We start from the raw sequence: 13,566 nt of genomic DNA, 5'->3' as shown, positions 1-13,566 counted from the left end.
CTACTGTAACCATTCGGTACCCCGGCAGGGATGGATGGGTTTCCCGGGGTCCGGCCGTCCGGCGGCTCCTGTCGGGGCGCCGCGGCCGGGCCTACAGTGGAGGCGTGACCAACTTGGAAGTTTCGCCCCAGCAGGAAGTTTGCCCGCCCGCCCCGGAAAGAGGGATGTCCGGCCCCTGCCTGCAGCTGTGGCCCGAACGCGAAGTACCCCTGGGCGGGGTCCGCGCCATGAACGTCAAGCGCACGCTGCCCCAGCGCGGCCTTCCCACGATCGGGGCCTGGTGCTTCCTGGACAGTTTCGGCCCGGACCGGACGGCGATGTCCGTCCTTCCCCACCCCCACATCGGGCTGCAGACGGTCACGTGGCCGCTGGCGGGGCATATCCGCCACCGGGACAGCGTGGGCAGCGACGTGGTGGTGCGTCCCGGGGAGCTGAACATCATGACAGCCGGCCACGGCGTCTCGCACTCCGAGTTCGCTGTGCTTCCTGCCGACGGCGGGGAGTTGCCGGTGCAACGGGGCCTGCAGCTGTGGGTGGCCCTTCCTGGCGGGGACCGGCACCGGGAACCGGCATTTGAGCAGCACCGCGAGCTGCCACGCGCCGCCGGACCGGGCTATACGGCAACGGTCATGGTGGGCGAGTTTGCCGGGGCGGCCTCCCCCGCAACAGTGTTTTCGCCGATCGTCGGCGCGGACATTTCGTGCGAAGGGGAGGCGGCGCTGCCGTTGAACCCCGGCTTTGAACACGGCATCCTGGTGCTCGACGGCGGCCTGGCGGTGGATGGGCAGGACCTGCCGGCGGGGCCGCTGGGCTACCTCGGCACCGGCCGCAGCGAATTGAGGGTGGCGGCACTGCCCGGTACGAGGTTCCTGCTGATTGGCGGTGAGCCGTTCGCCGAGGAACTGCTGATGTGGTGGAACTTTGTGGGCCGCACGCATGATGAAGTGGAAAAGGCGAGGGACGACTGGGAGGCGCAGGCCGGCCTGCCGGACGCTGAAACAGCAGCGGCCCGCTACGGCCTGGTCCCGGGACACGGACCGGATGCCCGGGCGGAAGCCGGACGCATCCCGGCTCCCCCGCTCCCTGGCGTCCGGCTGACGCCGAGGAAGCGTTCGGTGGGCTAAGCGGGTTCTGCCACCAACTGCAGCACTCCGAATACCGGTTCCTGATCCAGCACCCTGACGTCCGTGACCCCGGTTTCGGCGAGGTGCCGGCGGAAGGACTCCTGCAGGGGTGCCACATTCATGCCCAGCCCGCCGCCCAGGATCACCGGACCTTTGATCTTCAAGAGGCCCAGCACCTGGCCGGCCAAGGCAGCGAGGTCCTGCCCGGCCTGGTCCAACAACGTTGCGCTGTCCCGGTGCCCGGCAGCCGCGGCTTCCACGACGTGCCTGGCCTGCTGCGCCCAGAAGCGCCTCCCGGTGTCCGGTGAGTGGAACAAGGCGATGAGCTTGTTGGGATGGTCCAGCCCGCAGGACACCAGGAGTGCCTCCGTGAGCTGGTCGACGGGCAGCCCCTGGTTCATCCTGCGCAGGCTGTGCCGCACCGCTTCCCTGCCCAGCCAGTAGCCGCTGCCTTCATCCCCCAGCAGGTAGCCCCAGCCGCCGGCCCTGGCCTCACCGCCGTCGGCATTGCGTCCCCAGGCGGCCGAGCCGGTGCCCGCAATGACCGCCACGCCCGTGGTGGCGCGTCCCGCGGCCAGCAGGAGGCGGGAGTCATGGACAACGGTGACACGTGCTTCGGGGGCAAGGGGCTGGATCAGCGCGGCGAGGGCGGCGGCGTCCTCGTCGGTATCGATTCCGCCGGATCCCGCGTACACCCGGTCCACGGGTCCTCCGCCGATCCTGGCGAAAAGGTCCGCGAGGTTGCGTGCGGCCTGCTCCCGGCTGACATTCTGGACGTTCGAGCTTCCGGCCGATTCGTCGGCCACGGGGACACCGTCCTCGAAACGGATACCGTGCGTTTTGGTGCCGCCGATGTCCAGCCCGATCGTGATGCCGTGCAATGGACTGGCCGGGGAACCTGCCGCTTGGTCAAACGGAGCGGCAGGGGGCTTCTGGGTGTTTGTCACGTCACAAGGGTACTTGCCTCGTGCTGTTTGGTGCCCTGGCCCTGGGCCCCGGAAGCCAGCCCGCCGCCGTCGGGCGCTTTCTCCGCTCAGCGTCCTGCCCTGGTGACCAGCCCGGCCAGCAATCCGGCGCCCTGCCCCACCACCATCTCCCGGAAAAGCCGGGCAGGGACCGGTTCGCTCCCCGGTTTCCGGCGGCGCCAGCTCACGCCGACTTCCCGGAAGGCGAGCGGCGAGTCCAGCGGAAGTTCCACCCACCCCAGGTCCCCCGTTTCAGGACGCGGATTCCGGCCGGGGGGATCGCCGCCGGGCGGGAGGATACTGACGCCAAGGCCCGCGGAAACCAGCCCCCGGACGGTGTGGGAATCCTGGCTTTCGAAGGCGATCCGCGGGCGGAAGCCGGCCTCGCGGAAAAGTGCATCCGTGAGGGAACGCAGCCCGTAGCCGGGCCCGAGCACCACGACGGGTTCCGTTCGGATGTCGGCCAGCCGGGCCATCCGCTGCCGGGCGAGCGGATGGGCGTGATGCACCACCAGGCGCAGCGGCTCGCGGTACAGGGGTGCGGAGTCCAGGTTCTTGCCCGGGGGCGCAACGGGTGCCGTGAGGGCGAGGTCCGCCTCCCCCGCTGACAACTCATCCAGGCAGGTGTCGCGGGCCCCCTGGCTGAGGCGGAATCCAGTCCCGGGATGCCGTGCCCGGAAGGCACTGATCAGCAGCGGCAGGGTGGCCTCGCCGAAGGTGTGCTGGAAAGACACCGATATTGTGCCCCTGACCACCTCGGATTCATTGCGCACCAGGTCCAGTCCGGCCTGGAACTCTGCGAGCGCCTGCTCGATGTAGGGCAGCAGTGTGCGGGCGGCAGGAGTCAGCCGGACACCGCGTCCGTCCCTGACCAGGAGGTCGGTGCCGACGGCGGCGCTGGCGGTCGCCAGCGCCCGGCTCACCGTTGACTGGGGTACTCCGAGCAGTTCCGCCGTTTCCGTCACGTGCTCGGTCCGGCCCAGCTCTGCAAGCACCGGCAGCAGCGGGAGCAACTGCGCCAGTTGTTTCCGGTCCGGCTCCATCGGCAGTTCCTTCCAGGCAAAAACAATCCATATTTGCTATTACTTTGGCATAAAGCATGCATTGGAGGCATCCATCTACCGGGACTACGCTGGCTGGATGCCTCAGAACGCAAGCGCCGGAACTGATGCGTCGCCTCTCTGGACCGGCCACGCCAAGGGATCCAGGGCGTACGGGCGGATCCTTGCCGGCCTGTCCTGCGCGGGCGTGGCCACCTTTGCCCAGCTCTACTCCACCCAGGCGGTCCTCCCCCTCCTGGCCGCGGACCTGCGCATCACGGCCGCCGAGGCCGCCCTCACCATTTCGCTCGCCACCGTTGGCCTGGCTGCCACGGTGATCCCGTGGTCCTTCCTGGCGGACAGGATCGGCCGGGTCAGGGCGATGATGTGGGGTATCACCGCGGCCACCGTCCTGGGGCTGCTGGTGCCGATGGCCAGCAGCTTCACCATGCTGCTGGCGCTGCGGCTCCTCGAGGGAATGGCCCTGGGCGGCATTCCCGCCATCGCCATTGCCTACCTCAACGAGGAAGTCAGCAAAGCCCACGCAGCCGTTGCCGCGGGAAGCTATGTCGCCGGCACCACACTGGGAGGACTGTCCGGGCGGCTGGTCGCGGGGCCGGTTGGGGAGATCTGGGGGTGGCGGTCGGCAGCCCTGGCCGTGTCCCTCCTGGCGACGGTTGCCGCCGTCGCCTTCCTTGTCCTGGTACCGCGGGCCCGGGGGTTCCTCCCGGCCCAGGCCTCCGGCTTCCGCAGTGCGGTCCGGACTCTCGGCGGACACTTGCGGAACGTCAGGCTGCTGGCCCTGTACGCGCAGGCCTTCCTGATGATGGGCGGATTCGTGGCCGTCTACAACTACCTGGGCTTCCGGTTGTCCGGTGCACCGTTTGGGCTTCCGGCCACGGTCATCAGCCTGATCTTCCTGGCCTACCTGTCCGGAACCTTCTCCTCCCGCTGGGCCGCGGGCATGACCACCAGGTACGGCCGCCGGAACGTGCTGCTGGCAGGACTGGCGCTTGCCCTGGCAGGACTTGCCCTGACCCTCACTCAGTCCCTGGTCCTGATCCTGGCCGGGCTTGTGGTGTTTACCGGCGGCTTCTTCGCCGCCCACAGCATCGGCTCCGGCTGGACGGGCGCCATCGCCAGGACCGGACGGGCGCAGGCGGCGTCACTGTACAACCTCGCCTACTACCTCGGCTCCAGCCTGCTGGGCTGGGCCGGCGGCCTGGTCTTCCAGGCCTGGGGGTGGAACGCCCTTGCGGGAGCGGTCATGGTCCTGGCGTGCCTGACTGCGGCAACTGTCGCCGTCGTCCATCCCGGGACAGAGCACACCCTGACGCCGTAACCTGCCGGCGAATTAACCGGTTACGAGCAGCCCCCGGGGTGTCAGGATGTTCGGCAGGACGCGCTCCTGCTGCGCAGCTTGCGGCGATTCTGCGGTCTAGGATGAACTAGGACCGCTTGGAAGGAACCGCAGTGAGTACGAATGCAAGGAACACCAGGCCCGGGGCGCACCTGGAGCCGCTGGACGCCATCGACGAGCGTCTCCTCGCGGCCCTGGTGGCGGATGCCAGGATTTCGAACAAACAGCTCGCCGAGATGGTGGGAATCGCCCCCTCCACAGCCCTGATGCGCACCCGTGCCCTTTCGGAGCGTGGCATCGTCCAGGGTTACGAGGCGAAGCTGAGCCTGTCAGCCATCGGCAGGTCCGTGCAGGCACTGGTGGCTGTTCGGCTCCGCGCCCACGACCGCGACCAGATCGACCGCTTCACCGCCCGGGTGCCGCACCTGCCCGCAGTTCTTTCCACATTCCACACCTCAGGTTCGGTCGACTACCTGCTGCACATCGCCGTCGGGAGCACCGAAGACCTGCGGGACTGGGTCCTGGACAACCTGGCCACCGACCCCGTGGTGGGCCACACCGAAACCACCCTCGTCTTCGAACACATCCAGGGCAACCACGGACCACTTCCGGACTAGCACCCGGGGCGGCCGGGGCCGTTCAGGAAACCTTCCGCCGTGCCGATTGCACCAGCGTCACGGCTGCAAGTCCCAAGGCCGCCCCGCCGCAGAGCAGGACGAAGCCCTGCACGGCCGCTGCCATCCCAAACGCCGCGCTGGCCCAGCCCAGCCCCAGGACGGGGACTGCGCTTCCCAGGTAGGTGATCACATAGACGGTGCTGATGATCTGCGCATGGCGGGCCGGTTCCACGCGGGCCGCCACATCGTTAAAGACGGTCCGGAACGCCAGCCCCTGCCCCACCCCGGCGGCGACGGCGGCGCTGACCAGCATCATGGGACTGTGCCAGGCCCCTGCGGCACCCAGCAGCATGACAGAGACGCCCAGGACCGCCAGGCCAGCCGGTACCGTCCGCCGGCCGTGCACGGTCACCAACTGGCTAAGGGCCGACGCACCGAGCGGCAGGCCCGCGAGGACGCCGATCAGTGGCCGGGAGTCGGTGCCCAGGACCTGTGCGAAATAACCCGGGGCCAGTGAGAGTGAGAAGCCGAACACGGCGAAGCTGAGGAAGCCGACGCCGGATGCCAGCCAAAAGGGGCCCCTCGCCTGCCGCGACACGGAGGGCCGGCGGGGCGCCAGGGCATGCAGCGGCCGGGACACCGCGGGAACCATGATGGCCGGGCGGGCACGGATCAGGTACAGCGGCACCAGCAGCCCGGCCATCAGCAGGGAATGGACGGCATAAGGTGCCGTGGTGGCTCCGGGAAGCAGCGACAGCAGGCCGCCGATCACGGGTCCCGCCGCCACTCCCCCGGACGAGGCCAGCAGCGTAAAGCGCGAAGCCCACTCTGGCCGGGACGGAAGCAACTCCCGCAGGGCGGCCGCGCTGGCTCCTGTGGCAAGCGCAACTGCCGCGCCCTGAAGTGCCCGGCCGGCGCACAGTGCGGCCAGCGAGTGGGCTTCGGCAAAGATCCAGCCGCCCGCCAGTCCCGTCAGCACGGCGACCAGGAGGGCCGCCCGGCGGCCGATGTGGTCCGACCAGTGCCCGGCCAGGAGCAGTGTTCCCACCAGCGCCAGGACATAGCTGGCGAACGCTGCGGTCACCTCCAGGCTGGACAGTCCCAGGTTGGCCTGCAGCAGCGGGTACAGCGGGGTGGCAAGGTTGGCGCCCACCAGGAGCATGAAGATCACCGCCCCGGAGATCACCAGCCGCGCAGTGGTGGAGGCATTCCAACCGCGGGGCATGGCTGTCGCCGGACGCATGCGCAATTCGCTGAAGACCGTCATTTGTGCCGCCTTAGGGGTTCGCCGCGGCGGGTGGTCCTTGTGGGAGCCCGGCGCGGATACAACTGTGTTGGTTCAAGAGTGCGGCAGTGCTGAGTAATTCATCCAATAACAGGTGGATAATTGAGCAAAATAGTCAACATGGGCATTCCTGGATGATGGAGAGTGACGTTCTTGAACAAATTGGACCCCACGGATTTGAGGATTCTGCTGGCGCTCATCAGGGATCCCCGGATCCAGATCGGAGAGCTCAGCGATTCCCTGGGCATCGCCCGCAACACGGCGCAGTCGCGTGTGCGGCGCCTCCTCCGCGCCGGCGTACTGCGGCCGGGCGGCCGCGAGGTTGACCTCGAAGCGGTGGGTTACGACGTCGTGGCGTTCGTGACCATTGAAGTCTCACACCGCGAGCTCGACGGCGTCGTGGGGGCGCTGCGCCTCATTCCGCAGGTTCTGGAAGTCCACGAAATTTCCGGCCGCGGGGACGTCTGGTGCCGGGTGGTAGCCACCGATACCCACAACCTGCAGTCCTCCCTGCGGCAGGTCCTGAGGATCAAGGGGGTCATCCGGACAGAAACCGTCCTGGCCCTGCACACCCACATCCCGTACCGGACCGAACCCCTCATCAGCGGTCTCAGCAGTGCCGCCGCCCCGGCTAGGATTTCCTGAATGACCATCATCGATAACGCCGTCTACGTCAACGGCGTCCGCCACGCGGAGCCCGAAAGCCTTGAACAGACCTTCGAGACCCTCGCCAGGCACGGAGGTATGGCCTGGATCGGGCTGTACCGGCCCACCGCGGAAGAGATGACCGCCGTCGCCAACGAATTCGGGCTTCACGCCCTGGCAGTGGAGGACGCCGTGTCGGCCCACCAGCGCCCCAAGCTTGAACGGTACGACGACAACCTCTTCACCGTCCTGCGGCCCGCAAGGTACCTGGACGTGGATGAGACGGTGGAGTTCGGCGAGCTGCACGTCTTCACCGGGAAGAACTTCGTCGTGACCGTCCGGCACGCGGAAACGGCTGGCGTGGCCCGGGTGCGGCAGCGGCTGGAGGCACGGCCGGACCTGCTCCAGCACGGGCCGGAAGCGGTTCTGTACGCCCTGCTGGACCGTGTGGTGGACGACTACGCTCCGGTGGTGGCCGGACTGGAAAACGATATTGACGAGATCGAGGACCAACTGTTCAGCGGCGATTCCTCGGTGTCGCGCCGGATTTACGAACTGGCGCGGGAAGTAATCCAGTTCCAGCGTGCCATCCATCCCCTGCCGGAGATGCTGGACCAGCTGAAGAAAGGCTTCGAGAAGTACGGGGTGGAAACCGAACTGCGGCACAACCTCCGCGACGTTGAGGACCACGTGGAGCGGGTGATCTCCCGGGCCGACTCGTTCCGGGACTTGCTGCAGAACGCCCTGACCCTGGACGGAACCCTGACCGCCAACCGGCAGAACGAGGCCAGCGCCGAGCAGAACGAACAGGTCAAGAAGATCTCATCCTGGGCAGCAATCCTGTTTGCGCCGTCCTTCGTCGCCGGCATCTACGGGATGAACTTCGACAACATGCCCGAACTCCACTGGGCCGCGGGCTATCCCTACGCCTTGATCCTCATGGTTGCGGCCGGGGCCCTCATGTACGGAATCTTCAAGAAGAAGGGCTGGATCTAGGGCCGGATGTCCCGGGTTCCGGTACATCCAGCCCGGGGTCTAACCGGCGCCGCTCAGGCGGCCACTCCGGCGCCCCGGACGCTCTTTGCCCGGGCCGGCCGGCCCGCGGCCAGCGCAACCCGGGCGTTGCCCGCGGCGTGGACGATGGCAGCAACAACCAGGAACGCAACCAGCACCTGTGCGGTGGAGACAAACACCGTCGCCCACCCGCCGTCGAGCGTTGGATCCAGGAAATCGTAGACGTACCACCCGTCGAGACCCCCGCGGATCCAGGAGAACGCCAGGAAAGCCACGGGGTAGCCAAGCCACGCCAAGGGCCCCCACCACGTCCCGCGGACGGTCCTGGTGACCAGGAGCCAATCGAGCGCGGTCACCAGCGGAGCAAGGCGGTGGTGGACCATTTGGGGCCAGTACAGGTCCCAGCTCCACCAAGGCTCCCCCGGCGGAGCCACCAGCACAACGTAGATAATCCCCGTCTTCACCAGGTAAAGGACCAGAGCGCCGAAAATGTGGTCCCACCACAGGGGCAGCCGGCTCCGTGGCCGGACACCCGAAAGTATCAAAACGAGCCCTAAGGCAAGGTTCCCCTGCACGGTGAACTCCGAGAACAGTTGGGCAACATCCACATCGTTACCGGGAAGGGTGGCGTCAAAGGTCTTCTGGACCTGCGCTGCGAGCACGAAAATCCCGACGGCGATGCGCACGGCCCGGATCCAGGGGCGGTCAGGGTGCAGGGCACGGTTGGCGGCTGTGTTCCTGCGGACGGGCGGAAGAAACTCCCCGGGACCGGATGCGGATTCTCTGCGGCTCATGGGGAAAGCATGGTGCGGCCTGCCGCCGGCGGGCTAGGGTCTTTTGGCCGCCCGGGCCACCCGCGTGCCGGACTGAAAGTTCCCGGTCCGGCAGGCGGATGTTGCTCAGGCGTTCGTTTTGCGCTTCAGCCAGCCCCAGACGCCGGTGGCGACGAACAGGACCAGGCCGATGATGGCGAGCCAGATGAGGCCTTTGACGACGAAGCCGACGATGGACAGGATGAGCCAGATGACCAGAAGGCCGATGATGATTCCCATGGACCCACTCTAGGCCGCCAAATTTCCCCTGCCCCTCATCAGGCGCCGCGTTTTGCACTTCTGCGGCTGGATCGTGCCCCGCCAGCACGAGTACCACCGGACGAACCTTCCAGTGTTACTGACGGGCTTCTGGAAGTCATAGACCATCCCGAACAACAAGACCGGCCGCTGGACTGGGTGTTCGTCATTCGCGGGACAGCATTCATGGTCCTCCGGCTCACGGTCGCAGTCATTGGATGGCGATCCAGGTGGAGCGGTGGCCGCCATCGGGAAGTGCCTCGGACGCGGCCTCGGAACCGTCCTTAGGGCCTGCTAGTCCACCTCGAAGATCACGGATTCGACGGTAGCGCCAGCATCCTGAGGCGGTCATCCCTGGACCCTGATTTACGCGGGTACCCGCACCGCGCGCCTAATGGTCAGGTGGAGGGAGTCGGCGTTCCTTTGGACGATGCAAAATCAATCTCCGGAGGTTGTGGCGAGCAGTTCACGAAGCTGGCCGACCGGGTCAGGGACTTCGGGTCCGTGTGAGAAGAGCATCCTGGCGGGTTGCAACTCGGAGAGTCTCCGCAGTGAGACTTCGGCTCTTGTAGCATCCGCGGTGAACTGTGACGGGGCCCTGGCCATAGTCCCGGTAACAGTCCCGACTGCGTCACCGACAAAGAGAATCCGTTCCTCTTCATGCAGAAGGCTGATGTGGCCCTTCGTGTGTCCTGGCGTCTGCAGCACACGTAGGCCACGAACATAATCGCCTTCCGAAGCTGGGCGAAGCGGCGCCTTTGAAAGTATGTCCCCAATATCTGGTGCGCCGGCCCAGAAGGTGGCACGTTGGGCTTTCGAGGCCACCTGGTCCAAGCCGCCGACGTGGTCCGCGTGTGAATGGGTCAGAATGACGTCAGTGATGTCCGACCAAGTCGCACCAACCCGCCCCAGCGCTTGACCTATTTCGGGAGCACCGCCCTCAGGCCCTGCGTCGACCAATACCAGTCCGGTTGAGCCTCTGACAAGGAAGCACCGTACCTCAAGGTCCAGCACAAATGGCCCCACAATTCCCTCCGGCAACTGAAGGTGTTGAATGACCGGCACCACCTCGGTGTGATGGTCAGCAAAAGGTCCTCCGAGTTCGTTCTCAGCCATGAGGCATGATCTCAAACAGGGCCGGTTCTGGAAGAGCCGTTTAATGGATAGCCCTATGACGGAAATCCAAGAAGGCCCCGCCGGAGGTCAATACCGTCCTGGCAGATAGCGATCTGGCGGCCAAATGAGGCTAACTTCCTGGAGGCTGCCTAAGACAACCCCGTAGGTGAGGCCGAGAAGCAGCGCTCCAGTGAAGCAACTGCGCAACGGGAGGCATTCACGGTGAACAGCGACCCCGGGCTTCGACTTCGGTCTGATCGCCAAGGTCTTCGAGGGAGGCGAACTGGGCGTCCAGGGATGAGGCGGTCAGTTTCTGCTGGCCGGACAATCAAGGCCCAGAAAAAGGTCCGGCCGGCTCGGGCCGGTCGGACCTTCTCAGGGCGCGTTCGGCGCCGGGAACGGACGGTTATCCGACCTTGCCCGAGAGTGCCACGAGCACACCGGCGGTGGCGAAGTACTTGTTGCTTCCCAGGTCGCGGATGGTCTTGATGCCCATGCCGGCGAGCAGTTCGTCGTGCTTGTCCGTCAACCCAGCCAGGGCCGAGGGCGGTGCTGCGAGGACTTCGTCGAGGCTCGCGTTTTCGTAGGCCTTGTCCAGTGCCTTGCCCAATTCAATAGAAACAGCCATCTGCATTTCCTTTCATCGATACGGACCAGCGGCACACCCGCCACCGAACCTGCCAGGCAGGCAAAAGGGGGCTTGCCCGAACGCCGGACAGTTTCCCGCGCCCTTGCCGGATACGCTATCGCAGCGCGGCTCGACCGCGGTCTAGCCACGCCCCGGACCGACACGGCATTAGCGACGAGTTCGTTGCCGCCGATCGTCAGTTTCGCGTTGGACGCCGTTCAAGGCGTCCGTCCCCGTCAAGCATGCGTGGAAGGGAGCCCCACCACAGTTTTGGCAAAACTTTGCGTTGATCGTGGATTTGCCGTTTAGGAAGCCGCCTATATTGGGAGAAATGTCCGGCTGATAAGCACATGCCGTTAGTCCCTGTTGGACCCCTGCCGCTCAGGGTATCCCTTGAGGGCAGTTGCGCCGTGTCAGCCAGCCTGACAGACCAGGAGCACCCATGGCAGGAGACACTCCCTCATTGAGCACCGGCCACATGCGTGCAGGGCTGAGTCCTTTACAACGGGTTCTGGTGCTCGTTCTGTTGGCCGCGGTTGCGAACCACTTCGCCGCCTTCGTCCTTGATGCCGTCACCGGGCGGGACAGCATGTACCGTCGGCTCGGCGGTGTCCTGGTGTTCACCGCCATGGCGGTTGCTGTTGCCGCCTTCACGCGATTCCCCTTCACGTGGAACGTCCGGTCCGGCCAGCTGCTGAGCCTGGCGGCGGTCCTGGCCGTACTCCCGGTATTCGCCAGTGTCCAGTCGGTCGAAACGACCGTCCTGACCGCCATTGTGATCGGAGAAGGAACTTTAGACCCGCAGGGCCTCTGCATGCTTTGAAGGCCGCCCAGCAGCATTAGCGAAAACCGCTGACAAACAGTGGAGCTAAGGAGATTCGAACTCCTGACCTCTTCGATGCGAACGAAGCGCTCTACCAACTGAGCTATAGCCCCGGACGTATCCGCGTCCTGCAGGTTTGCTGCCTGCCGGTGCGGAACCGGTGTCCCTAGGCTACAAATTTTCGTAGCCCAACGCCAATTGACGCGCGGGAGCTGGGGCGGCGCCCCGCAACCTTATGCGCGGCGGCGCTGCAGGACGTCGTCGAGGTTGCTGAGGGCGCTTTGGGCTTTGGACAGCTGCTGCGCTTCCGTTGCGGCAGCTGCCTCAACGGCCGGAGCGGAAGTGGCGCCCTGTTTCAGCGAGGGCTTCCCCACTGCCTTTGGTGCTTCCGGGAGCTCCAGCGGCTTCGGTTCGGGACGCTCGGCCTTGGGAGCCTCAACATAGACGGGCTTGGGAACCTCTACGGGCTCCCATGGGGTGTTCAAGGGAACGGCAGGTGCGGACGCGCCTGCGCTGGTGTCGCCGGCCGCAATGGCGACGGCGAGGGCTGCTTCCCGCAGCTCCACAGCGGTCAGTGGCTTGGCCTTCGGCTCCCCTGCCTCGGCGTCGAAAAGCGGGCTGTCACGCCGTGTGGGGGCGCTTTCGGGCTTCGGCGGGATTGCCTCCGCGGTGTCGGGACGGCGCGCCGGGGCGCTCATCGCGGAGCGGAAGGCGGCGTCCACCTTCGCCTTGCGGTCACGGACGGCGAGCCAGCGCAGCAGTGCCACGGACGCAACCGTCAGCAGGGTGCAGGTGAGCGGAAGGGCGGGCGAACCGATGCCGAAAAGAAGAATCACGCCGGAGATGAAGGCGGTGACGAGTGACAGCAGCCCCACGAGAGCCAACGATGTCCGGCCGTAGCGGATGCGGAACGGCGCCGCAGGTGGAGTACTTGCAGTGCCGGCAGCGGATGCGGCGCTCTTCCTGGGTTCCATGGCTTTCTCCTGCTGGGCGGCGACGTTTCGGACCAGGCCGGACTGGGGGTCCGGCCGCTCATCGGCGGGGGCGTCTGCGAGGAAATCGACGGCGGGCTGGAACTTTTGCCGGCGGTTCCGGAGGACGTAGGGGGCAACCCACACAATCCAGAGCGCGACGGCAACCACAAGGATCACTGAGCTGCTAAGGGGGAAGTCCACACTCAAAACCGTATGAGCATCATGCCTGCTCAGGCCGCATTAGCCGCGGTGTGTCGTGTCCGCATAGGCAAACCGTTGGATTTATGACCGGCGCGATGCCAGCCACGGGCCCAGCAGGCCTTCCGGGACCTCTTCCGAGGTGAGCGCAAACGACCTGTGGTCAGCCCATTTGCCGTTGATGTGCAGGAAACGGGGCCGGTAGCCCTCGTCCCTGAACCCCAGCTTCTCCACCACCCGCAGGCTCGGGCCGTTCTCGGGCCGGATGTTGATTTCCATCCGGTGCAGCCCGAGCGCCCGGAAGCAGTGGTCCGTTACCAGCGCCACGGATGTGGGGGCTATCCCGCGCCCGGCCCGGGACTGGTCCACCCAATAGCCCAACGTAGCCATCATCGCCGAACCCCAGACGATCGAAGACACTGTCAACTGGCCCACGATGGCCGGGCTCCGCAGACCCGGCCTCCACTCGGTGATGAGGAAGGGAAGCGCGGTGGCCTGGGCGGCCTGGATATTCAGGGACCGCACCATGTGCCGGTAGTCAGGAAGTCCGCCCTGCGGGTCCGGGTTGGAGGCCTCCCACGGCGCCAGCCACTCGCTGTTCCGGTACCGAACTTCGGTCCACTCTTTTTTGTCGCGGTACCGGATGGGCCGCAGGACCAGGTCGCCGCACTCAAGGGTGACCGGCCAGATGGTTCCAGTGCGCACGG

15 protein-coding genes and 1 tRNA gene are annotated in these 13,566 nt (G+C 66.3%); 6 read left to right on the top strand and 10 right to left on the bottom strand.

The window, feature by feature from the left end:
- Positions 1–104: 104 nt before the first annotated feature.
- A complete protein-coding gene (locus J2T23_RS03390) occupies positions 105–1,124 on the top strand; it encodes a pirin family protein (protein WP_307357240.1) in 1,020 nt (339 codons plus the stop codon).
- On the opposite strand, the gene J2T23_RS03385 is transcribed toward J2T23_RS03390, so the two are convergent.
- A complete protein-coding gene (locus J2T23_RS03385) occupies positions 1,121–2,071 on the bottom strand; it encodes an N-acetylglucosamine kinase (RefSeq protein ID WP_141181997.1) in 951 nt (316 codons plus the stop codon). The two genes, J2T23_RS03390 and J2T23_RS03385, sit on opposite strands and share 4 nt — an antisense overlap.
- An 86-nt stretch (positions 2,072–2,157) precedes the next feature.
- Complete coding sequence (locus J2T23_RS03380; RefSeq protein WP_307357234.1) at positions 2,158–3,132, bottom strand: LysR family transcriptional regulator; 975 nt, start codon at positions 3,130–3,132, stop codon at positions 2,158–2,160.
- A gap of 97 nt (positions 3,133–3,229) precedes the next feature.
- Between J2T23_RS03380 and J2T23_RS03375 the strand changes: the two genes are divergently transcribed.
- A complete protein-coding gene (locus J2T23_RS03375) occupies positions 3,230–4,471 on the top strand; it encodes an MFS transporter (RefSeq protein ID WP_307357231.1) in 1,242 nt (413 codons plus the stop codon).
- A 131-nt stretch (positions 4,472–4,602) separates the two neighbouring features.
- Positions 4,603–5,106, top strand: coding sequence for an Lrp/AsnC family transcriptional regulator (locus J2T23_RS03370; protein WP_026265760.1), 504 nt, complete (start codon positions 4,603–4,605; stop codon positions 5,104–5,106).
- 22 nt (positions 5,107–5,128) lie between these two features.
- Here J2T23_RS03370 and J2T23_RS03365 read toward each other — a convergent pair whose 3' ends face one another.
- Positions 5,129–6,373, bottom strand: coding sequence for an MFS transporter (locus tag J2T23_RS03365; protein WP_141159855.1), 1,245 nt, complete (start codon positions 6,371–6,373; stop codon positions 5,129–5,131).
- Positions 6,374–6,544: 171 nt separating this feature from the next.
- Between J2T23_RS03365 and J2T23_RS03360 the strand changes: the two genes are divergently transcribed.
- Together J2T23_RS03360 and corA are read left to right on the top strand one after the other, a co-directional pair.
- Complete coding sequence (locus J2T23_RS03360) at positions 6,545–7,036, top strand: Lrp/AsnC family transcriptional regulator (protein ID WP_210411212.1); 492 nt, start codon at positions 6,545–6,547, stop codon at positions 7,034–7,036.
- Positions 7,037–8,032, top strand: coding sequence for a magnesium/cobalt transporter CorA (gene corA, locus J2T23_RS03355; RefSeq protein ID WP_141159853.1), 996 nt, complete (start codon positions 7,037–7,039; stop codon positions 8,030–8,032).
- Between the two features lie 53 nt (positions 8,033–8,085).
- Here the strand turns inward: corA and J2T23_RS03350 are convergent, their stop codons facing one another.
- The 4 genes from J2T23_RS03350 to J2T23_RS03340 form a co-directional block, all read right to left on the bottom strand.
- Positions 8,086–8,844, bottom strand: coding sequence for a Pr6Pr family membrane protein (locus J2T23_RS03350; protein ID WP_307357226.1), 759 nt, complete (start codon positions 8,842–8,844; stop codon positions 8,086–8,088).
- A gap of 105 nt (positions 8,845–8,949) precedes the next feature.
- Positions 8,950–9,102, bottom strand: coding sequence for an LPXTG cell wall anchor domain-containing protein (locus tag J2T23_RS03345; protein WP_141159851.1), 153 nt, complete (start codon positions 9,100–9,102; stop codon positions 8,950–8,952).
- 456 nt (positions 9,103–9,558) lie between these two features.
- Positions 9,559–10,236: an MBL fold metallo-hydrolase gene (locus J2T23_RS19855; RefSeq protein ID WP_370871385.1), complete on the bottom strand. Its 678-nt coding sequence runs from the start codon at positions 10,234–10,236 to the stop codon at positions 9,559–9,561.
- A 406-nt stretch (positions 10,237–10,642) separates the two neighbouring features.
- Positions 10,643–10,864, bottom strand: a complete 222-nt coding sequence (locus J2T23_RS03340) for a hypothetical protein (protein ID WP_307357223.1) — start codon at positions 10,862–10,864, stop codon at positions 10,643–10,645.
- Between the two features lie 442 nt (positions 10,865–11,306).
- On the opposite strand from J2T23_RS03340, the gene J2T23_RS03335 reads away from it, so the two are divergent.
- Entirely contained in the window at positions 11,307–11,687 is a 381-nt protein-coding gene (locus tag J2T23_RS03335) for a hypothetical protein (protein WP_307357220.1), read from the top strand.
- 40 nt (positions 11,688–11,727) lie between these two features.
- On the opposite strand, the gene J2T23_RS03330 is transcribed toward J2T23_RS03335, so the two are convergent.
- The 3 genes from J2T23_RS03330 to J2T23_RS03320 form a co-directional block, all read right to left on the bottom strand.
- A tRNA-Ala gene (locus J2T23_RS03330) sits at positions 11,728–11,800 on the bottom strand.
- A gap of 120 nt (positions 11,801–11,920) precedes the next feature.
- Positions 11,921–12,862, bottom strand: coding sequence for a hypothetical protein (locus J2T23_RS03325; RefSeq protein WP_246857256.1), 942 nt, complete (start codon positions 12,860–12,862; stop codon positions 11,921–11,923).
- 81 nt (positions 12,863–12,943) lie between these two features.
- Positions 12,944–13,564, bottom strand: coding sequence for a GNAT family N-acetyltransferase (locus J2T23_RS03320; RefSeq protein WP_307357214.1), 621 nt, complete (start codon positions 13,562–13,564; stop codon positions 12,944–12,946).
- Between the last annotated feature and the right edge of the window lie 2 nt (positions 13,565–13,566).

It is taken from the genome of Pseudarthrobacter niigatensis, assembly GCF_030812615.1.
Taxonomy (GTDB): Bacteria; Actinomycetota; Actinomycetes; order Actinomycetales; family Micrococcaceae; genus Arthrobacter; species Arthrobacter niigatensis.
This window is presented reverse-complemented; position numbering and strand designations above follow the sequence as displayed.